A 20,000-nucleotide genomic window follows, 5' to 3' on the forward strand; every position below is an offset into this window, starting at 1 on the left:
CCCATGCCGAAACAGAATAAATTTGAAAATGTGGACGTACTTGCTTCTCTCCATGCGATATTAAAGCAGAATACAGGATTTTATCAGAGCGATTTTGACATTGACAGGGAGATTATCGCAAGGGCGGCGGCAAATGCGAGTAAAGAGGACAAGACCCTCTTATGGTTTTGCCGACCGTCCGGGACGCATTGCTTTCGGGAGCGCGACGTATTCCTAAAGGACACCGCGCCCCATAACACCTGGCGTTTCTACATGGAGCAGACAAGCGACCGTATTCTTGCCTATGCAATCGAGCTGACAGACAGGGAGCATGGAAAAATCAAGGGCAATCTGTATGAGCTTGACTATTCCCGCCATTATGAGCGCGTCAAGGAAAAGGGGCTGCCCGCCGATACGGTCAAGCTGATTTATGAGCGCGGGGAGCAGACGATACCCGCCGGACAGTATTTCAACGGAAGTCCAGACCCGCAGCTTGGGAAGTTTGAACGCTTTGAAGCCCTACCCAACGACCCGGACGCGCTTAAATGGCTCTTACGGGAGGAACACCGCAACAGGGAGCAGCTTCTACCGGGAGATTTTAAGGCACATATCGCCACGCTGCATGACGGACTGATTGAAACGGAAGCGCGGCGCATTGTGCGGGAAATGAAGCGGAATGACACACCGAACAGCCCGAACAAGACCCATTTCATGGTGGAGCTTTCCCCGGCGTTCATGCAGCTTGCGAACACAAAGGACATTGACCGCCTTTTCTCCATGCTGCCCTACAAGACCCTTTCCTTTTCCAAAATCGAGGGCAGACATGGGACGTATGCGCTGATTGACAAAGGAGAGAACCGGGACAAAGAGATTAAAAAGCCACGCCCCTCTGTCCGGGCGCAGCTAAAAGCAGATAAGACAAAGACAGCCCCTAAAAAGACGACGACAAAAGCAAAAAATCACGATTTGGAGGTATGAGCATGAATAGATTGACTGTTGAGGAAACAAACCTTTTAAGCATTTACCACGAGGGAAGCAAAGCGCAGCTTGTAGAGAACATGACCGCCGCGCTGCCTTTCATGGACGAGGATATGCGAGAGCTTGCAAAGCGCACCCTTTCCAAAGTGGAAGCCATGACCGAAGCGGAGTTTGCGGGGCTTCCCATTTACGCCGCTGATGAAGTATGACTGGGATTAAGCGGCTGACGCCGCCCCAAAGCCGGAAAGTCAATACCCTTGTACGCCGGGAGTGCTGCAACTGCGATAACGGCAACTGTATCTTACTGGACGACGGGGACACTTGCGTATGCCCGCAGCTCATTTCCTATTCGCTGCTCTGCAAGTGGTTTCGGATTGCCGTACTTCCCGCCGACAAGCTCCTGTATGCAGAACTCAATCAGACCGAGGACAGAAAGAAATGTACCGAGTGCGGCACGTTCTTTGTATCTACTTCAAACAGCGTCAAATACTGCCCGGATTGCCGGAAGCGGATTACCCGCAGACAGGCAGCCGAGCGCATGAGGAAAAGACGCGCTCTTGTTACGCAGTAGGGGCGAAAAAAGCCTTGTTTTATGCGGCTCTGACAGCCGTTTTGAAGGGCGGTAATATCTTAATACCTATTCCCTTAAAATCGCGGTTCTACTGCGTAACAAAAAATAATTTGCACCCATAGAGAAAACGGGCGCGGTGGCCAACATACCGGCTGCCGCGTCCGTTCTTTTTTTGTGTTCATTTATCCGCGCTCTGTTCCCTTTGTCCGTTCTGGCTGACGTTCCACTTTCAAAATACTGTCGATATTCTTCTTGATAACGTCGTATTCCTTGACCTGCTTTTTCAGCTTCCCATAGTCGGCATACAGGGCTTCTTTCTGCTCTTGAAGTGCTGCGTACTCTGCTTGCAGGGCGGCAAGACTTGGTAGCTTGGTTATCCCCGCCGCCTTAATTGCCTTTGCCGCTGCTTCATAGAGAATAATATCGCTCTCATGGGCTGCCCGGTATTTGTCTTTATCCTTTACCTTGCGGTATGAAGCATAGGCGGGCTTTGTCTTTTGATAGGTAGTGATATTCTTAATAAGCAGCGTCATATCGGTAAGCCGCTTTTCAACCTTTTTCAAGCTGTCCGCTGCCTGTTCGCTTGCTTTGGTAACTTCCGTGATTTTCGCGGTCAATTCTGCGTGCTGTTCAATCTTATGTTCTGTCAAGAAATTCATGGTTTTCGCTGCCTGTTTCAGATTATGGATTTTTGCCCATTGCTCATAGCCCCGGCTTTCCTGCGCCTTGATACTGTTCTGAATATCAATGAGCAGACTAACGCCGCCACGATCTGCGCGGGGAGCTTTCGCAGCGCGGGCGCGTTTGCCGCTTATCCGTTCTCTGATAGCTTCCTCTGTATAATCTGCGCCGAGAGTTTTAAGGCGGGTAAACCGTTCCTGTCCGGGAGCGCGGCAGGAAATATATTTCCCCGGTTTTACCTCATAGCCCGTCGCTTCTAACCGTGATAGCAATTCCTCAAAACTTGACACTTGGGGAATGAGAGCGTCCACGGCAATTTTCAGCTTGCCTTTCCAACTGGTACCTGTTTTCTCTGCCTGGTACTCTGCATAGCTTTTTCCCTTGCTGCCCCGGTTCGGAAGGACAACTGATAAGCCATGTTCCCGGCACAGCTTATCGCTCATGTTCCGTATACCGTAATAGCTGCGCTTGTTGGAATTGTACTTGTGGTGGTCTACGAAATTGACCGCGCAAAAAATAATGTGGTTATGGATATGCCCCTTGTCAATGTGAGTAGTCAAAACATATTCGTGCTGACCTTTGGTTACTGCGTCGGCAAGCTGCCGCCCGATTTCATGGGCTTCTCTGTAATCGACTTCTCCCGGCTCAAAGGCTTGTATCAAATGGTGGGCGAGGTTGTTGCCCTTATCCAACGCCTGCGACAAAGTAAATGTAAATTCAATGTCTGCCGTTTCATAGGAGCAGCCAAAGGAGGACACAAGCATTTTTTCATCGGTCTTTGCCGGATTTTGGATATAGTCAAGGGCTTTGTTTAGCGTTCCCTTAATAGGCTTAATCTTTGTAACCGCCATATTTCCGCAAGCACCCCCTTTATTTCTTCTATGTCCTCTTGGTAGACGCTGCCCGTACTGTTCACGCGCTTTGCAATCTGATTGACGTTGACGCCGATTTTCTGTATCTCCGCTGTCATTGCCTTTATGTCGATATGGTCTACCTGTATGATATAGCCGTCAATGGCAATCTTGCGAAGATACGCCGCCATGTTCCGGGTGGGAACGAGCTTCATTTTTTCAAGAATTAAATCTCGTTCCGCTTCTGTTACTCTGAACTTGATTTGCACCGTTCTTTTTCTTCCGTCCATGTGTAAATGCTCCTTTCCATTCCGAGGGTTTGGGACACTTCCCAACAAGCAATTTTGCCGACGCTGCCGCAGCGCAGGACGGGCAAAATACGGAAGTGGGTACCCGCTTCCTATGCTTGCTACGAATGTTTTTATCTTTTAGGCTCTTATCCCTTACTACGGAGAAAAAGCGATTTTGCCAAACTTCCGCAAAAGAAAAACGCTGCAATCTCAAAAAAAGATTACAACGCTTCCTAAAATCCATATTCAATTTTGCCGGACATTTTCATTTGTCCTCTTTTTCAACTTCCTTAATTTCTTTCGCCGTTGCGGTCACAATCCGTATTCCCTTATCGCTCATGGTATCAAGCAACGTGTCAAGCTGCCGACGCTGCGTATTTTTCGTATCCGGCTTCTCTAAAAGGAACTGGTCTACGGATATATCGTAACGGAGCATAAGCTCAAAAAAGATTTGCAGACTTGGGTGTTGCCCGTTATTCTCAATGTTCGCAAGGTAGCGAGGGGAAATAAACATTTCGTCGCTTACTTTCTTGCGGCTCTCCTTTCTTGCTGTCCGCGCTGCTTTTATTGCTTGCCCGAAAGCCTTGAAGTCATATTTTTCTACTGGTCTTTTTGCCATATTCATTCACCCAGTTACATTTTACTGTTCCCCTTTCTCGTTGGATATGTCTACACAATTCAATCAGTTAGCCAAAATAATTCATATGTATATGTTGACAATTAGCCGCTTTTTTTGTATAGTATTATTAAAAGGGGGAAATGTTTATGTTACATAGCATGCGTATTCGATAAGCATTGAAATCAAAAAAGATTTTTCCCATTTTCAATATGGGCTTTTTTGTCATGCTTATTTTGCGTATGCTATACAACAAAACTAACGATGTATAGACATAGTATAAAAACTATGCCTTAATTTTGTTGTAGTGTTATATGTATAAATGCAGGTCAATGCTCATGTTGAGAATTGACCTGTATTTTTTTGCACAAAAGGAGAAATATTATGCTTGAAAAATATTGGATAAAATGTCCAATTTGTAACGGAAAGACGAGGGTTCAAGTATTTTATAATACGGTATTAAGAAATTTTCCTCTTTTCTGCCCTAAATGTAAATTAACACATATCATTGATGTTGAAAAATTAGAAATCATAATCAAAAACTCTGAAAAACAAAAGGAAGGATATTAAATGAAACACTTACCTAAAAGTACACCTACGGAAATATTGAATGACCCATACGGATTTACTTACAAAGAAATGTCGGAAGTAATTGGAGAGGATAAAGCAAGAGCCTTATATGCGGAATTGTATAAACAGCCATTTCACAAAAAAAATCTATCAATATCAACAAAAAAAGTCTATAAAAGTAGCGATACTGAAAAGTATGTTTATGAATTGAAAGACAACAGGTATATCGAAACGGTTTTTATTAAACGGCGAGATGGTGGGACTGTTTGCGTAAGTACGCAAGTTGGTTGTTCTGTTGGCTGTATTTTTTGTGAGTCCGGACGCAATGGTTTCGTTCGTAATCTAACACCATCTGAAATTGTGCAGCAGGTCATATTGATACGTCAAAAAGTAAATCGTATCGTTTTTATGGGAATGGGAGAACCTTTATTCAATTACGACAACTTGATTGCAGCAATCCATATTCTTCGAGATAGAAATGGACTTAACTTTCCAACCGACGGCATTACCGTATCAACAGTTGGTCCAGTTAATCAATTAAAAAAATTGCGCGAAGAACATCTAAAAATTCAGTTGACAATATCTTTACATGCAGCAACACAGGCTGCGAGAAACTGCATCATTCCTCATATGCACATGTACGCTATTGAAGATGTTGTTAAGCAAGCATTGTCCTATTCACAAAGGCATAATCGAAAAGTGGTATTTGCGTATTTGCTTTTACCAGGTATAAATGACCGTTCCTCAGATATAAGGCAACTTGCAAAATGGTTTAAGGGCAAAAATGTTATGATTAACGTGCTGCAATACAACCCGACGAGTAATTCAAAAATTAGAGCACCACAAAAACAAGAAATGGTTGCGTTCAAACATCAATTAGAGCAAACAGGACTTGAAGTTACCATGAGAGTTTCTCATGGTAGAGAGATTAAAGCAGCTTGTGGACAGTTAGCTAATACATATAATAAAGCCAAAAAACAACAAAAATAATTTAATTAAAAGAGCCAGACGCACAGACGCAGAGCCGATAATATGCAGTTTGAAATACTGCTGTTATCGGCTCTTTTTTGATTTAATTTGTGCCCCCAATAACCATATTGGAGCAAAATCAGAACTGTTGCTTGTCGTTCTTTGATTTCCGCAGCAGCTTTGAAAAACCAGAGCCGCCGTTTCTTTTCGTCAATCTATCCCAAACTTGCGACGACCCGGACACCATGAACTGACACGGCGGTATTTTAGGAGGTTGCCGCCGTGTCTACTTTGGTATTCCATAATACCCATGAGCTTCATCAATTAAAAAAAGCATAGCTCCACCTCCGGGCAAGTCTACCCATGAGTATGAACTGTCAAATCATCTGAATACTGCTTACATTTCCTTTGCGTCCGTCTGCGCCTTGCAGACGGGCGCATTTTGTGTTTTTCAAAACTTTTTTGAAAAACTTTTCTATTCCGTTTGGCAAATCTGCGGCACGTCCGTGGAAGGCAGCCGAAAGGGGATAAATAACCCGCCCCCGGGACGAAAGGGGGTGAGAACATGGATTATCCTAATCGGTTGGAATGGCAGACAAGATGTGAGTTTAATGCGTACTGCAAACACACGCTACGCAACGAACTGATTGACGCCTGCCGGGAAAGCAAAAGTCGGCGAAAGCACGAAGTCAACTTTTCAGACCTTGCCCCGCATGAGGAAAAGCAGCTTTATACCGTTGACAGATATTTTGTCAATGAGGACGAGGACGCTTTTTGTGCAGGCGGTTTGAAGATTACGGCGAAGTTGCTTGCCGAAGCAATGCACTCCCTGCCGGAAGAAAAACGGCAAGCCGTTTTACTGTATTACTTTTTCAGCATGACCGACGCTGAAATCGCGGAGCTTATGAAAGTACCCCGCAGCACAGTACAGTATAGACGGACAAGCTCTTTTGAACTGCTAAAACGATATTTGGAGGAACGCGCTGATGAATGGAACGAATTGTAATGACAATGAGCGCGGCTTATTACCCTACCCGGTCATTTTAGCCGCGACAAAGGGCGACCCCGACGCCATGAAAATTGTAATGCAGCACTACCAAAGCTACATAGCCCACCTGTCTATGCGGAAAATCCGTGACGAGAACGGCAATACCTATTACGGCATAGACGAGGACTTGCGCGAACGGCTGCAAGCAAAGCTCATGCGGGCTGTCCTATCCTTTAAGACAGAGAAATAAACGCAAAGTGTTCCTCCCCTTTCCTCTTTGTATATTTCTGTCTTTTGTACCTTGAAAAAGAAAGCGACGCAAGATAACGGCGGCGCAGCATAGGGCAAATCAGATACGTTCCTTTTGCGTCGAGCCATGCGGCGGGTGCGCCATGACGCATTCCCGGCGGGATTTCCCCGCTCCGGATTGCCGAGCGATCAACACCGACTCCGGAAAACAGGCACAGCAGCTTGTCGGCGACGAAGCGCAAAATACATAATGATACTCCCTTATCGCCATAGTCCGAGCGTTCAAAGCGTCGCAGGCAATGGGTAGGGCTGCGCGAGAACCGCGCAGGGGTGCAATTCCCGTGAGGTTGAGAAGCGAATCGACCGTCTGATGAAACCCACTTTTCGTAAACAAACCTTTTGCCATTTTTACGAAAGGGGGTAATCTCTATGGCAAAAAAAGAAACTACAAGCTATGCCGCCCCTTTGCTGCCTATGCTGAAAACAGTAGAGCAAATGAGCAAGGTTAGCGGCATTGGCGAAAACAAGCTGCGCGAGCTTATGGATAGTGGCGAGCTTGAATATATCCAAAATGGAAACCGCCGCTTGATTGCCGACGCTGCTATTTGGGATTGGTACCACAGAGCAAAGAAAGCGGCAAAGCCCCCGGCAACGCAAGGGGGTTAAGCTATGGCAATCAGAACAAGACAAGCGAAAAACAAACGCGACAGTAACGGCGTACTGACCGGGCGACCGGGTACGGTTTACGACGTTGATATAAAGTACACCGCCCCCGACGGGGCGAAAAAATCCTATACCAAACGAGGATTTGCGACCAAACGCGAAGCGGCGCAGCATGAAGCGGAAATGAAAACGAAACTCCAAAATCCGGGGCAGATCGCTTCCATTACTTCACAGCGCAAGCAGACCGTCGCCGCCTATCTCAATGATTGGGTGGAAAGCTATGCAAGAGTAAACTTGCGCCCCTCTACCTACGACGGGTACAAAAAGACCATTGCAAACTATATCAATCCATACATTGGCGGCGTTGCCCTTAATCAGCTTACCCCGGCTATGGTAGACAAGATGTTTCAGCAGATTATTGACAAGGGCTTGAAACCGTCCACCGCAGCCGGGGCAAAGCGCGTGTTGAGCGTGGCGTTGAGCCATGCCCGGAAATATCGCTATATTGAAACAAACGCTGCAAAGGACACCCTTACGAAGTTTGGAAAAGGCGATAAGACACCCGACCCCTACACGCCGGAACAAGTCAAGCTGCTCATGCAGCGGGTGGAGGGGACAGTTTGGGAAATGCCCGTTATTCTTGGCGGGCTTTATGGTATGCGCCGTTCTGAAATCTTGGGGCTGCGTTGGCGCAACGTGGATTTAGAAAACAATACCTTTGACGTTACCGAGCAGCTACCCTTTAAGGTGCCGCCGAAAACAAAAGTCATTGAAGAAATGGCACCGCCAAAATCCAACGGCAGGAAGCTACCGATTACCGAGCTTGCCCGTCCGTTCTTCCTCAAACAGTTTGCTATGCAGGAAGTGCAAAAGGAACAGGCAGCAAAGGAGGGAAAGCCCTACTACGACAATGACCTTGTTGTGGCAAAGCCGGACGGTGCGCCTATCAATGCGTCTTGGGTATCGTCGCAGTTTGGTAAACTTCTTGAAGATTTGGAAATGCCGCATATCCGTTTTCACGATTTGCGCCATACAGCAGCTACGAATATGCACCAACTGACAGGCGACTTCTACACAGTGGGCGAAGTCTTGGGACATACGCTTGCGGGTATCGGCGCGTCGCTTGGCTTATCCATGAACTTTGAAGCAGTAACCGCCCGATATGTTGATGTGCGCCTGGAGCGAAAAAAGGAGGTGTTGGACGCCTACCACGGCGCAGTAGAAAAAGCAGCCCCGGCACAGGCAAAGGAAGCAGGCGCAAAAACAGAAAAAGGAACGACAAAGAAAAAACACAAGGAAATGGAGCTTTGACCGACTTATCTTTTTACCGCTTCTTATAGCCTTTTATATCACCCCGTCGAGTTAGGGCGGCAAAAAAGCGTCAAACGGCATTTTTTGACCGCTGACGCAGGAACGCGAAAAGCCGCAAAAACATAGTGTTTATGCGGCTTTTCAGCGTTTTACCTATCAAATTTTATTGTGTGGAACGGCAGAAAATTCTACTATTTTTTATTGCAGTAAATCCAGGATAGATTCACCGATTGTTCCTTCTGGCATATTTACGCCGAAGTTCTCAGTGATGGTTGCCCCAAGGACAGCAAAATTGTGAAATGCGTCTCGCTCCTTAAGAATACCTGATGCCTTCATAGATGGTGAATAGGCGATCATCGGTACGGTTTCACGTGTATGGTCAGTACCTGTATAGGTAGGATCATTGCCGTGATCCGCTGTCAGAATCAAAAGGTCATCCTTGCGTAAAACATTAAGTAATTCACCAAGCTTAACGTCAAAACGTTCAATTTCTTCACCATAACCAATTGGATTACGGCGATGCCCCCAAAGGGCATCAAAATCCACCAGATTTGTAAAACACAATCCCTTAAAATCTCTACCGGCAATATCGATTGTCTGTTCCATGCCATGAACGGAACTTTTGGATTTATTGGATTCTGTCAGACCCTCACTGTCAAAGATGTCATAGATCTTTCCAACGGAAATACAACTGTAACCGGCATCTTTTAGGGCATTTAAGGCCGTCAATCCTGTCGGTTTTAAGGCATAATCATGGCGATTGCTTGTGCGGACAAATTCACCGCGTTTTTTGCCGACATAAGGTCTGGCAATGACACGGCCGACACGCCATTCATCTTTTAACGTTAATTTTCTGGCTATTTCGCAGCATCGATAAAGTTCTTTCAGATCAAAAGTTTCTTCATTGCCGCATATCTGCATTACAGAGTCCGCAGAAGTATAAACGATCATATGACCCGTTGCAATTTCCTCTTCACCCAGTTCATCAAGAATAACGGTACCACTGGCACTTTTATTGCCAATGACTTTATGGCCGGTTTTTTCTTCCAGGGCAGCGATCAGGTCTGGCGGAAAGCCGTGTTCAGTGAAGGTTTTAAAGGGCTTCTTTGTCTCAATGCCCATCATCTCCCAGTGCCCTGTCATTGTGTCTTTGCCGTTGCTTTTCTCAAACAGTCGGGCACAACAAGCCATGGGATGTTCAACAGCAGGTACCTGTTTGAGGGGGTGCAGATTGGCCAATCCGAGTTTTTGTAAATTGGGTATATTCAGATGGCCAACGGTATCACTGATATGGCCAAGCGTATCAGCACCGGTGTCGCCGAAACGTTTGGCGTCCGGCATGGCACCGATACCGAGAGAATCCAATACAATCAGAAAAACTCTTTGGTATTTTCCCATATAAATCATCCTTTCTGCGATGAATGCATACATCTTTTTTATTTATATGATACCACAGCGAGATTTACCTGGCAAATTTTAATTCAAGACTTGATAATTTTTAATAATTATTGTATAGTTTAATAGATATAATGTTGATTTATATACATTTGATTGGACATATAAATAGATAAATGGAGGAACAAATGATGGCTGAAAAGACAGATCGCCGCATCAGAAAGACCAAAGCCCAACTGAGGCGCGGATTGGCTAAATTATTAAAGGAAAAGACGATTAAGGAGATTACCGTTAAGGAGCTTGTGGAGGAAGTTGATATCAATCGCTCTACATTTTATCTTCATTATACGGATATCTATGACTTGCTTGAACAGACAGAGAATGATCTGAAGAACGAGATTCTGGAAATTGTTAATAAGGACCAGCGATTGAGAATGGAAGAAACAATGCCTTATATTACAGAGTTGTTTGCATTTATTGCTGACAATAGAGAGATTGCATCGGCTTTGCTTGGCCCGCATGGGGATGTTACCTTTATGCGTCAGATTGAACAGATTATTTTAAGTCATTGTATGAAGTATCTGAAGCCTTATCTGGAACAATTGGATGAGCGAACCCTTGAGAGTGTCAATGGATTCTGCATTGCAGGATGTATAGGTTTGATCATTAGCTGGATGAAGCATGATTTTGAAGATACACCTGAGAGTATGGCCAGGATGACGTATACACTTGTACTGTCCGCTTTAAAGCCATATATGCAGAGCATCGCCGAGTAAAACCCGGCGATGCTTTTTAGTGCATAGGAATTTAGGATTCCCGATTCAGTTTAATGTTCAGCATGAGGTGGTCCTCTGCATCGATACAATCTTCAATAAAAACATAACACTTCAGATCAAGAGCCTCATTGCCATTGGAAATTTCCAACGACGCATAATAATCCATATAGGACCAATCCATCTGATTCCGGCTGTTGTCCCATCCCACATAGTTTGCGTAGCGCTTCAGAAAATATCCGGCAATACGCTGCTCAAGAGGAAGTTCAGTGGTTTCTTCATTTGTATCCTGAAGAATATTTAATTCAAAGTCCTCTAATTGACTCATATCCAGATCATAGATTTCCATGCCCAACAGATAGCCACTGCTTTCATCATAGTAGAGCTGTGCAAATGGCATAGGATAGCTGTCACTTGGCTGTTCAGCAGCAAAATAACTATCCATCTGAAAAGTCATCACCCATAGAATGGTTGAATTACCGTTCTGATCCGTGACCAGGATAGGTAGAATGGCATCTGAATCCGTATATTTCATGGCATCATTGTAGTCCTGTATAGATGCGATGTATTTATAGAATTCAGGCATCAGTGTTTCCAGTCCATCTGCAAGTTTCATGAATTCAGTGATGATATTGCTCCAGGCTTCTTCCTTTGTCAGTTTGTAACCACGGCTCAACACAGCGACTTCAAGCGATGTATCCGTTTCGCCGTTTAATGCCGCTTCGATGGTGTCCAGATTATAGATGAGCTGGATTTTTTCACTTAGAGACATACTGTCAATATTTAATCCGGAGACATTGGCGGATTTCTCTACTCTTTTCTCGGTCCATTCAGTATCGTAAAATTGAAATAAAGCAGATGGGAGCATAAAACACAAAATAATCACAGCAAGGGTTATGGCAAGCAGTGTCAGATAATTCTTTTTTATTCGCATTTTGTCCGACCTCCGTTTAAAACAGCTTTAACCACTGTGCCTTTTCCCGGTGTACTCTCAAAAATAAGCTGACCGTGATGCAGTTCAGCGATTGCCTGACACAGAGCCAAACCGAGTCCGGCACCGCCCTGAGCCCTGGAACGGGATTTGTCTACCCGGTAAAAGGCTTCTGTAATGCGGGACAGTTCCTCCGGCTTCATACCGCGCCCTGTATCGGCCACGGTAATCAGGCACCCTTCTTCTGTCAGTCGTCCAACTACCAGAATGTTTCCGCTGTCGTCTATGGCCTTTTTGGCATTGTCAATGAGATTAATGATCAGGGACTTTACAAGATCAGACTCCATCAGGCAAAATCCGTCATCATAACGCCCTTTTAAGCTGATATTTTTGTCCGCCATGGATGGAAGTGCTGTGTGTACGGCGCCTTCAATCACGGTCTGCAGATTTGTCGGACGAAGTTCAAAATCCTTTTTCTTAAGGACCAGCAGATCCAGCAATTTAAGTGACAGACTTTCCAATCTTCGTCCCTCGGAGAAAATGTATTCTGCTGCTTCCTGCTGCTCTTCTTCATCAAGGGCCTGACTGCGCATCAAGTCTGCATAGCCGATGATGGATGTCATCGGCGTCTTTAATTCATGGGCAAAGCTTCCCATAAATTCTTCCTGACGTTTCATGGCATCTGCCATTTGGTGCATATTGTCTTCAATAGTATCTGTCATCCGATTAAAATCCCGGGCCAGCAGCTCAATTTCATCGCCGGAATGAATATCAGCCCGAATTGATAAATTGCCGTCCGTGATTTTTTTGGAAACATCAGAAAGCTGACGAATAGGTTTTGTCAGTTTTTCGGCAATGAGCAGTGCACTGACAGAACCTGCTGTCAAAACAAAGGCGAGAATAACTTTGTAAATCTGGAGCTGCGTCTCTCTGGCCGTATAAACTTGTGTCACATCCTGGGAGACTTCAAGACTTAAAGGAACACTGCCGGTCTCAACCAGGCCTGAAACCTGAATATATTGCCCATCCTCGGTTTGGATATACCGTATAAGACAACATTCTTCCGTTTTCATTGTGCGGATATCTTCATCGTTCAGATGATATGGGAGATATCCGTTTTCGTAATACAGCGTTCCGCTGCCAGTCTGTTTGAGTCGGATGCCTTTCCACATCGAATCGTTCTGACTGGCAAGCTGATTCAACGTGTATGTATAAGCCTTTTGATTCATATCATTGGAAACAAGCAACATATTCTGGATCATTCGGTAGGCATTGAGGGCATTGGCTTTTTCTTTGTTCAGAGACATCTGAAAAGACACAAAGATAAGCAGACAGGCGCTGACCACATAGAAAAAAGATAAAAAAGCTGTCATGTAAAGCATGACTTTGTATTTAAATTTCATGTTGTGTCCACCAATCTGTAACCGACTTTTGGAATGGTAATAAGGGCTTTTTCCCAGCCGACCTTTTTGCGCATGCGCTGTATATGCAGCTCAATGGTTCTGGAACCCGGTACATACTCTCCGCCCCATACCCGCTCGTAAATGGTTTCTTTGTAAAGTGCGATGCCCGGATTTCTAGCAAATAATAGTAACAGCTCATATTCTTTGTTGGTAAGCTGGATTTCTTCATCGTCTCTTTTTACTGTCATACTGACGGTATCGATATCAATCCCCGCAGCATGCAGGTGCTGGATCATCTTGTTGTAACGGCGAAGCACGACTTCTACTCGGGCCAGCAATTCCACAATTTCAAATGGCTTGATAATATAATCCTCTGCGCCCATTTTCAGACCGCGGACACGGTTATTCACCGAATTGACAGCGGTGAGAAAAATAACAGGAATCCCCAGAGGTCTGATATAATCCATCAGTTCAAATCCGTTGGCACCGGGCAGCATGATATCCAGCAAGATCAAATCAAATATTTCCCGGTCTAATTTATCGACAGCTGCATTGCCGTCATAAACGCAGGTACAGTGATAGCCTGCTTTTGTCAGACTCAGTCTGATCAGATTGGAAATAGGCTTCTCATCTTCTACGATCAAAATGCGTATCATGGTTTATTCCTCCTGTCTGATGCCATTTTTGAGTGCAGGCATTTATCTGCCGATTTTGCATCGGATTTGCCATCAAATCATGGCTTTATAATATAAGTATATAGGGCAAATGCATCAGAAAAGCATCTTAATCGTTGAGCCACTGATTGAGTTTGAAAATACCTTCTTTGGATCCGGAAACAAAGAGAATGTCCCCTTCTTTGAATCTATAATCCGGTGTTACAAGATTAATAACGATATCGTCACTTTGAATGGCAATGATATTCAGGCCAAAGCGTTCTCTGAGGTTGATATCTCTGACACTTAACCCGATTGCCTCATTTGCCACAATTGTTTTGGATATATTAATCTGTTCGCTCAATTGAACTATATCGAGATTATGTGAATTTTCAAGGCGGCTTGCAAGGCGGATGGCCATATCCCGTTCAGGAAAAACAACTTCCGCTCCCAGTTTCTCAAGAATAACCCCATGCTCTGCGGTTGCTGCTTTGGCAATAACTCTTGGAATACCCAGTGAGACAAGGTTGAGAGTCGTCAGTATGGATGTATCCAGATGTTCGGCAATGCAGACGATGGCGACATCACAGTTCTGGATACCGGTTTCAATGAGCGTTTTTTTGTCCAGATTTGCAACAACGTAGGCATGTTCAGTCATTTCACGCAGGGTTCGGACCCTTTCCTCGTTTTTATCCATTACAACGATTTCTGCTCCGGCTGAAGCCAGATCCATGGCCAGTGCCGAACCGAAACGGCCGAGACCCACGATACCGTAAGTCATGTTTTTATTTTTGGAGTTCCTGGAACAATATGAATTATTTTTTAAACTTAACATTTTTATCTCCTGTCTGTTGAAATATTGGTCTGACGTTATCCGACAACAATATTGCCGTCAGGATAAAGTGCGAGTTCTCCACGTGAAAAATACCATAAAGAGGCAATGGTCAGTGGTCCGAGTCTTCCGGTAAACATTATCATGATTGAAAGTATTTTGGCAGGAAGATGCAGATCGGATGAAATACCAGTTGATAATCCGGCAGTTGAAAAGGCGCTGGTCATTTCGAATAATGCATCCAGCAGATCCACCTGCGGTTCCAGGATCATCAGAATGTAGGTGGATGTGATGACGACACCTGCCGCCAGAATAGAAATAACAGCAGCTTTTTTGAAGGCATCTTTCGGAATAGAATAATGAAAGGCCTTTTCTGACTGGTTGGTGGCTGCTGAAAAAATCCCCCGGATCAAGACAAAAAAGGTGCTCGTCTTGATGCCGCCGCCTGTTGATCCCGAAGATGCACCGATAAACATCAGCACGATCATCACAAGTAATGCAGGAGCACCGAAATCACCGATAGGACGTGAGGCAAAACCGGCTGTTCGGGTGGAAACACTGTGAAACAGCGCACATAACCATGAAACGGGTTCTGTTAATTTGATCAATAAAGTACCGATGATGATCAAAGCCAGACTGACCGATAAGACGACTTTGGTATGCATGGACAGTTTCTTCCATTGACATTTCTTTTGCCATAATTCTTGAATAACAAGGAAGCCGATGCCGCCGAAAAAGATGAGGACACAGGTAATGATATTCAGATAAATATTATCCGTATAGGGGACCATGCTCTGTCCGCCACCAAAAATGTCAAATCCGGCATTATTAAAAGAGGCAACGGAATGGAACAGACTGACACCGATGGCCCTGAACAGGGAATAATCCTGTATAAAAACAATGAAACTCAATGCTGCGCCGATCAATTCGATTAGCAGTGTGGCTTTAAAAACGGTATAGACAAAACCAATCAGTCCCCGGTCTGCATCCAGATTCATGGACTCACGAATGAGCATTCGCCCTTTTAGGTTGACGCGTCTGCCCATGGCCAGAATGACGCCGGCACTGATGGATGTGACACCTAAGCCGCCGATCTGGATCAGCGCAGCCAGGAAAAATTGCCCGAGAGCCGTGAAAGTATCACCGGCATCCACCACTGTCAGGCCGGTGACACAGACGGCACTGGCAGATGTGTATAAGGCATCAATGTAATCCAAATGCGTGCCGGGCTGAATGCTGCATGGCAGCATCAGCAATAGCGAACCGATAAAAATTACCAGGGCAAAGCCGCCGGCAATAATCCTGGGGGCGGATTGTGTTTTTAGTAGTTTATTCAATATGATTTCCTCCCATCGTAAACAAAAGATCTGCAATAGGATGCAGAAAAATATAAAAACAGTATAATCCAAATTCCGGAATAACGGAAGAGAAAAAAAGGGAAAAACCGCATTTGCACAGAAAAATACAAACACGGTTTTTCATAGAATGAATTTATTTATAATGATAATTTGCGGGCAGTTAGAAAGATTGCCTGTTTATTTCGGAGTGACAATTTTGCCGGCCACTGCACAGGCAGCTGCTGTTCTTGGTGAAGCCAGGAAAATCTCAACCTTGGAAGTGCCCATACGACCAAGGAAGTTGCGGTTATTGGTAGCCACTACACGTTCACCATCAGACAGGATACCGCCTGTTCGACCGCAGCAAAGACCACAGCCCGGATGAGTAATGATGGCTCCGGCTTCTGCCAGTGTTTCCATGATGCCAAGATCCATAGCCTGTTTGTAAATCTTACGGCTGGCAGGGGTAACGATCAACTTCACATAATCAGCTACTTTCTGCCCCTTCAAAACTTCTGCAGCAGCGGCCAGGTCTTCAAGACGGCCGTTAGTGCAGGAACCGATGAATACCTGATCGATCGGTGTTCCTTCAAGGGTGCTGACGTCACGAATTTTATCCACCTGTGAAGGGCAGGCCATAACAGGGACAAAATCCTCTGCACGATAAGTCAGTGTTCTGACATAAACGGCATCGGCATCACCTTTTAAGCTTTTCTGGTAATCATTTAATTCAATGTCACAGTACTTGGCGGTCTTCTCATCCGGTGTAAATAAAGCACATTTGGCACCGGCTTCAACTGCCATGTTGGACATGGTCATTCGGCTGGCAACCGACATATTGTCAACCGTGCTGCCGAAAAATTCAAGGGCCTTATAAGTAGCACCATCTGCGCCAAGATCACCAATCAATCGAAGGATAATATCCTTGGACATAACGTTAGCCGGAAGTTCACCCTCGATAACGACCTTGATGGTCTCAGGCACCTTGATCCACATCGTGCCTGTACCAAGAATACTGGCCATCTCTGTATAGCCGATACCGGATGAAAATGCGCCGACACAGCCGTAGGTGGTTGTATGACTGTCAGTGCCGAAAACAACATCCCCCGGCTTCACATAGCCCGCTTCTGTCATGAGCTGATGGCAGATACCGTCGCTTCTGTGGACATGAGGCATGCCGTATTTGGCTGCAAAAGCATCACCGATGCGAAAATGTCTTGTATCATCCAGCTGGCTGGCCGGAACAAGATGGTCATAGATTAAAATGACTTTCTCCGGATCATAAAGCTTGGAAAAGCCCATTTCTTCAAATTTCTCTGCTACGAAAGGAATAAAAATATCATGGATCATGACCCGGTCTACATTGACTGTGACAATATCACCCGGTTTGACACTTTTTCCCGTATTATGTCTGATAATCTTTTCAATAATCGTCTCGCCCATTGTCTGCTCCTTTCTCCTAATCCAGTCCATTCAGTTTGCGCATGGCGCCTACAAGGCCACCGGCCTGAATAATGCGCATGAGATTTTCAGGAAGGGCAGCAATCGGATATTCTTTGCCGTTGTAATCCACATGTTTATTCATATGAACTGTGATGGTGTCGCCCTCTTTGATATCGTCATAAAGATCTGGCTGTTCGATTAAAAGCAGACCGTTGTTAATAGCGTTTCTGAAAAAGATTCTTGCAAAAGATTTTGCAATGACGCACTGAATCCCCAGTGCTTTGATAATCTCCGGTGCCTGTTCTCTTGAAGAGCCGCAGCCGAAATTCTTGCCGGCTACAATGATGTCCCCTTTCTGAATCTGGCCTGCCAGTTCAGGACGCAGCGGACTGAAAGCATACTGTTTCATATCATCGATTGTTTTCATGGCCAGATACTCTGTCGGGATAATGATATCTGTGTCGATATCGTCTCCCAATATCCATACCTTACCTGTCATATTTTCCATGTCTGTTACACCTCATCGTCATTTCAATGTTGTTATTATGTATTGTTCAACGGATTACGGAATTACTGAATATCTTCAGCTAAAGCAATTTTCCCTGCAATGGCAGATGCTGTGACTGTTGCTGCGGAGCCAAGATAAACCTTGGAGCTTGGATGTCCGGCACGCCCTTTGAAGTTACGTGTACCTGTACTGATGAGAACTTCATTCTCACCGATAACACCCTGGCAGCTGCCCCAGCAGACACTGCAGTTTGGATTCATGACAATGGCACCGGCATCCATAAAGATATCAATCAGGCCCTCTTTTAAAGCCTGTTTGTAGATTTCAAGGCTGGCCGGGACAACAAGAAAACGTACACTGTCAGCAACTTTATGCCCTTTGAGAATGGACGCACCAACACGAAGGTCTTCAATACGGCCGTTGTTGCAGGAACCAAGGAATGCTTCATCAATCTTAATACCGCGCACTTCTTCAGCCGGACAGAGATTGTCTACGAAGTCAGGTTTTGCGACAACGGGACGAATCTTGGATAAGTCAAATGTATATTCTCTGGCGTAAACTGCATCCGGATCACTGTGATAAACGGCTTTAGGCTTACGTCCGTGTTCTTCGAGATAAGCAATGGCTTTCTCATCCGGTTCAAAAATACCTGTCTTCGCACCGGCTTCAACTGCCATGTTGCAAAGCGCGATACGATCTGAAATGCTCAGTGTCTTCGCACCCTCTCCTGTAAATTCCATGACCTGATAGTTGCATCCGTTGGCACCCACGGTACCAATGATCTCAAGGATTAAATCTCTGGCATAAACACCATCAGGCAGTTTGCCGATCAGGTTGAACTTCACTGTTTCGGGCACCAGTACCCAGGATGTACCTGTAACCATACCGTAAAGGAAGTCTGTACAGCCCACACCGGTACCGAATGCACCTATGGCACCGTAAGAACATGTATGGCTGTCTGCACCGAAAATCAATTCTCCTGAACAGACATAATTCTCCATCATGATCTGGTGGCAGACACCTTTTCCTTCCCAGAAATCAATACCGTTTTCTCTGGCAAAATCTCTCATCTTCTTCTGGGAGGCGGCTGTCTTCGGATTGTCGGACGGTACATTATGGTCAACAATAAAAACAAGTTTCTTTGGATCTGCGATATGTGGATGATTCAGCTGGTTATTGTACATATCAACGGTCAGATGCGTTGTGCCGTCATTGCTCATCATTCTGTCAAGATTCACTGTATGAATATCGCCGGGACGTACACTCTCAACACCTGCGGCAGCGGCAATAATTTTCTCTGCAATTGTCATTCCCATCTTACTTGTCCTCCTCTTTGTTCAAAGAAGCGATTAAGCCGCCCTGATTTAAAATATGCTGCATATACTCCGGAAGCTTGGTACATGTATAAGTCTTGCCATTGGCTTCAACCGTACCCTCAGACATATGAAGTTCCATGGTGTCTCCTGTCTGAACATCATCTGGAAGATCTTTACAGACAATGGCCGGAAGTCCGATATTAATGGCATTTCTGAAAAAGATTCTGGCAAATGATTTGGCAATAACAGCCTTTACACCAAGGGCTTTTAAAACGCCAGGTGCCTGTTCTCTTGAAGAACCGCAGCCGAAGTTCTCCCCGGCTATCACATAATCACCAGGCTTTACCTTCTTTGCAAAATCAGGATCTTGAGATTCGAAAGTATGGGCTTTCATTTCTTCCAGATTCGGCAGCAGCAGATACTGGGATGCAATGATCTGGTCTGTATCAAGGTCGTTATAAAATTTAAAGATTGTTCCTTTATCCATCATGAAAATTCCTTTCTCTTCTTAATCACTCTGCTACTATTCTACCACAGATTGGTGTATAAGAAATATGCATATTTTAAATAGAAGCTATAACTCATTATTATAACCATGAGCGTTGCTATACCTTGATTTTACGGTATTTTTCAAGATATTTGTTACTAATGTGTTGCTAACCGATACATTATGATTTATTTTGTTTAATATTT

23 protein-coding genes are annotated in these 20,000 nt (G+C 44.9%); 10 read left to right on the forward strand and 13 right to left on the reverse strand.

Annotation, left to right across the window (positions count from 1 at the left end; genetic code table 11):
* Nucleotides 1–3 precede the first annotated feature (3 nt).
* From NBH03_RS04615 to NBH03_RS04625, 3 genes are read left to right on the forward strand one after another with little or no spacing between them, the layout of a single operon-like run.
* Nucleotides 4–957, forward strand: coding sequence for a hypothetical protein (locus NBH03_RS04615; RefSeq protein WP_118660509.1), 954 nt, complete (start codon nt 4–6; stop codon nt 955–957).
* Nucleotides 954–1,166 (forward strand): transposon-transfer assisting family protein, encoded by a 213-nt coding sequence (locus tag NBH03_RS04620; protein ID WP_442857716.1) that lies wholly within the window; start codon nt 954–956, stop codon nt 1,164–1,166. The genes NBH03_RS04615 and NBH03_RS04620 overlap by 4 nt, the downstream gene beginning before the upstream one ends.
* Nucleotides 1,163–1,528: a cysteine-rich VLP domain-containing protein gene (locus NBH03_RS04625; protein WP_118660513.1), complete on the forward strand. Its 366-nt coding sequence runs from the start codon at nt 1,163–1,165 to the stop codon at nt 1,526–1,528. The genes NBH03_RS04620 and NBH03_RS04625 overlap by 4 nt, the downstream gene beginning before the upstream one ends.
* A 182-nt stretch (nt 1,529–1,710) precedes the next feature.
* On the opposite strand, the gene NBH03_RS04630 is transcribed toward NBH03_RS04625, so the two are convergent.
* The 3 genes from NBH03_RS04630 to NBH03_RS04640 form a co-directional block, all read right to left on the reverse strand.
* The gene (locus NBH03_RS04630) at nt 1,711–3,060 is read right to left on the reverse strand and encodes a relaxase/mobilization nuclease domain-containing protein (RefSeq protein ID WP_250797546.1); all 1,350 of its coding nucleotides are present in this window, start codon (nt 3,058–3,060) and stop codon (nt 1,711–1,713) included.
* Nucleotides 3,021–3,350 (reverse strand): plasmid mobilization protein, encoded by a 330-nt coding sequence (locus NBH03_RS04635; RefSeq protein WP_118660517.1) that lies wholly within the window; start codon nt 3,348–3,350, stop codon nt 3,021–3,023. The genes NBH03_RS04630 and NBH03_RS04635 overlap by 40 nt, the downstream gene beginning before the upstream one ends.
* A 265-nt stretch (nt 3,351–3,615) precedes the next feature.
* Complete coding sequence (locus tag NBH03_RS04640; RefSeq protein WP_118660535.1) at nt 3,616–3,969, reverse strand: helix-turn-helix transcriptional regulator; 354 nt, start codon at nt 3,967–3,969, stop codon at nt 3,616–3,618.
* 381 nt (nt 3,970–4,350) lie between these two features.
* On the opposite strand from NBH03_RS04640, the gene NBH03_RS04645 reads away from it, so the two are divergent.
* The 6 genes from NBH03_RS04645 (at nt 4,351) to NBH03_RS04670 (ending at nt 8,716) form a co-directional block, all read left to right on the forward strand.
* Entirely contained in the window at nt 4,351–4,536 is a 186-nt protein-coding gene (locus tag NBH03_RS04645; RefSeq protein ID WP_004607970.1) for a cysteine-rich KTR domain-containing protein, read from the forward strand.
* Nucleotides 4,537–5,526, forward strand: a complete 990-nt coding sequence (gene rlmN, locus NBH03_RS04650; RefSeq protein WP_158404629.1) for a 23S rRNA (adenine(2503)-C(2))-methyltransferase RlmN — start codon at nt 4,537–4,539, stop codon at nt 5,524–5,526. It abuts the gene before it with no gap.
* A 544-nt stretch (nt 5,527–6,070) separates the two neighbouring features.
* The gene (locus NBH03_RS04655) at nt 6,071–6,511 is read left to right on the forward strand and encodes an RNA polymerase sigma factor (protein ID WP_118592104.1); all 441 of its coding nucleotides are present in this window, start codon (nt 6,071–6,073) and stop codon (nt 6,509–6,511) included.
* Nucleotides 6,492–6,743: a helix-turn-helix domain-containing protein gene (locus tag NBH03_RS04660; protein ID WP_118660531.1), complete on the forward strand. Its 252-nt coding sequence runs from the start codon at nt 6,492–6,494 to the stop codon at nt 6,741–6,743. Before NBH03_RS04655 ends, NBH03_RS04660 begins: the two co-directional genes overlap by 20 nt.
* 428 nt (nt 6,744–7,171) lie before the next feature.
* Nucleotides 7,172–7,408, forward strand: coding sequence for a MerR family transcriptional regulator (locus NBH03_RS04665; RefSeq protein ID WP_118660533.1), 237 nt, complete (start codon nt 7,172–7,174; stop codon nt 7,406–7,408).
* Between the two features lie 3 nt (nt 7,409–7,411).
* Nucleotides 7,412–8,716 carry a tyrosine-type recombinase/integrase gene (locus tag NBH03_RS04670; RefSeq protein ID WP_250797549.1) on the forward strand — a complete coding sequence of 435 codons (1,305 nt, stop codon included), beginning with the start codon at nt 7,412–7,414 and terminating at the stop codon, nt 8,714–8,716.
* Between the two features lie 198 nt (nt 8,717–8,914).
* Here NBH03_RS04670 and NBH03_RS04675 read toward each other — a convergent pair whose 3' ends face one another.
* Entirely contained in the window at nt 8,915–10,114 is a 1,200-nt protein-coding gene (locus NBH03_RS04675; RefSeq protein WP_250797553.1) for a phosphopentomutase, read from the reverse strand.
* Nucleotides 10,115–10,299: 185 nt separating this feature from the next.
* Here NBH03_RS04675 and NBH03_RS04680 point away from each other — a divergent pair, with 185 nt between their 5' ends.
* The gene (locus NBH03_RS04680; RefSeq protein ID WP_250797555.1) at nt 10,300–10,887 is read left to right on the forward strand and encodes a TetR/AcrR family transcriptional regulator; all 588 of its coding nucleotides are present in this window, start codon (nt 10,300–10,302) and stop codon (nt 10,885–10,887) included.
* A gap of 31 nt (nt 10,888–10,918) precedes the next feature.
* On the opposite strand, the gene NBH03_RS04685 is transcribed toward NBH03_RS04680, so the two are convergent.
* From NBH03_RS04685 to NBH03_RS04725, 9 genes are all read right to left on the reverse strand, one after another.
* On the reverse strand, nt 10,919–11,818 hold the full coding sequence (locus NBH03_RS04685; RefSeq protein ID WP_250797558.1) for a hypothetical protein: 900 nt from the start codon (nt 11,816–11,818) through the stop codon (nt 10,919–10,921).
* Complete coding sequence (locus tag NBH03_RS04690; RefSeq protein WP_250797561.1) at nt 11,809–13,218, reverse strand: sensor histidine kinase; 1,410 nt, start codon at nt 13,216–13,218, stop codon at nt 11,809–11,811. The genes NBH03_RS04685 and NBH03_RS04690 overlap by 10 nt, the downstream gene beginning before the upstream one ends.
* Nucleotides 13,215–13,874: a response regulator transcription factor gene (locus NBH03_RS04695; protein ID WP_250797567.1), complete on the reverse strand. Its 660-nt coding sequence runs from the start codon at nt 13,872–13,874 to the stop codon at nt 13,215–13,217. Before NBH03_RS04695 ends, NBH03_RS04690 begins: the two co-directional genes overlap by 4 nt.
* A 127-nt stretch (nt 13,875–14,001) precedes the next feature.
* Nucleotides 14,002–14,706: a potassium channel family protein gene (locus tag NBH03_RS04700; protein WP_117526979.1), complete on the reverse strand. Its 705-nt coding sequence runs from the start codon at nt 14,704–14,706 to the stop codon at nt 14,002–14,004.
* 35 nt (nt 14,707–14,741) lie between these two features.
* On the reverse strand, nt 14,742–16,040 hold the full coding sequence (locus tag NBH03_RS04705; RefSeq protein WP_250797569.1) for a TrkH family potassium uptake protein: 1,299 nt from the start codon (nt 16,038–16,040) through the stop codon (nt 14,742–14,744).
* A gap of 198 nt (nt 16,041–16,238) precedes the next feature.
* Nucleotides 16,239–17,483, reverse strand: coding sequence for a 3-isopropylmalate dehydratase large subunit (locus NBH03_RS04710; protein WP_117526981.1), 1,245 nt, complete (start codon nt 17,481–17,483; stop codon nt 16,239–16,241).
* 16 nt (nt 17,484–17,499) lie between these two features.
* Nucleotides 17,500–17,991, reverse strand: a complete 492-nt coding sequence (locus NBH03_RS04715; protein WP_117526983.1) for a LeuD/DmdB family oxidoreductase small subunit — start codon at nt 17,989–17,991, stop codon at nt 17,500–17,502.
* 62 nt (nt 17,992–18,053) lie between these two features.
* Nucleotides 18,054–19,307: a 3-isopropylmalate dehydratase large subunit gene (locus NBH03_RS04720; protein ID WP_215689294.1), complete on the reverse strand. Its 1,254-nt coding sequence runs from the start codon at nt 19,305–19,307 to the stop codon at nt 18,054–18,056.
* 1 nt (nt 19,308) lies between these two features.
* Nucleotides 19,309–19,794, reverse strand: a complete 486-nt coding sequence (locus tag NBH03_RS04725; RefSeq protein WP_284703428.1) for a LeuD/DmdB family oxidoreductase small subunit — start codon at nt 19,792–19,794, stop codon at nt 19,309–19,311.
* Nucleotides 19,795–20,000 lie beyond the last annotated feature (206 nt).

The sequence above is a fragment of the Coprococcus intestinalis genome, from assembly GCF_023656595.1.
Lineage (GTDB): Bacteria > Bacillota > Clostridia > Lachnospirales > Lachnospiraceae > Coprococcus_A > Coprococcus_A intestinihominis.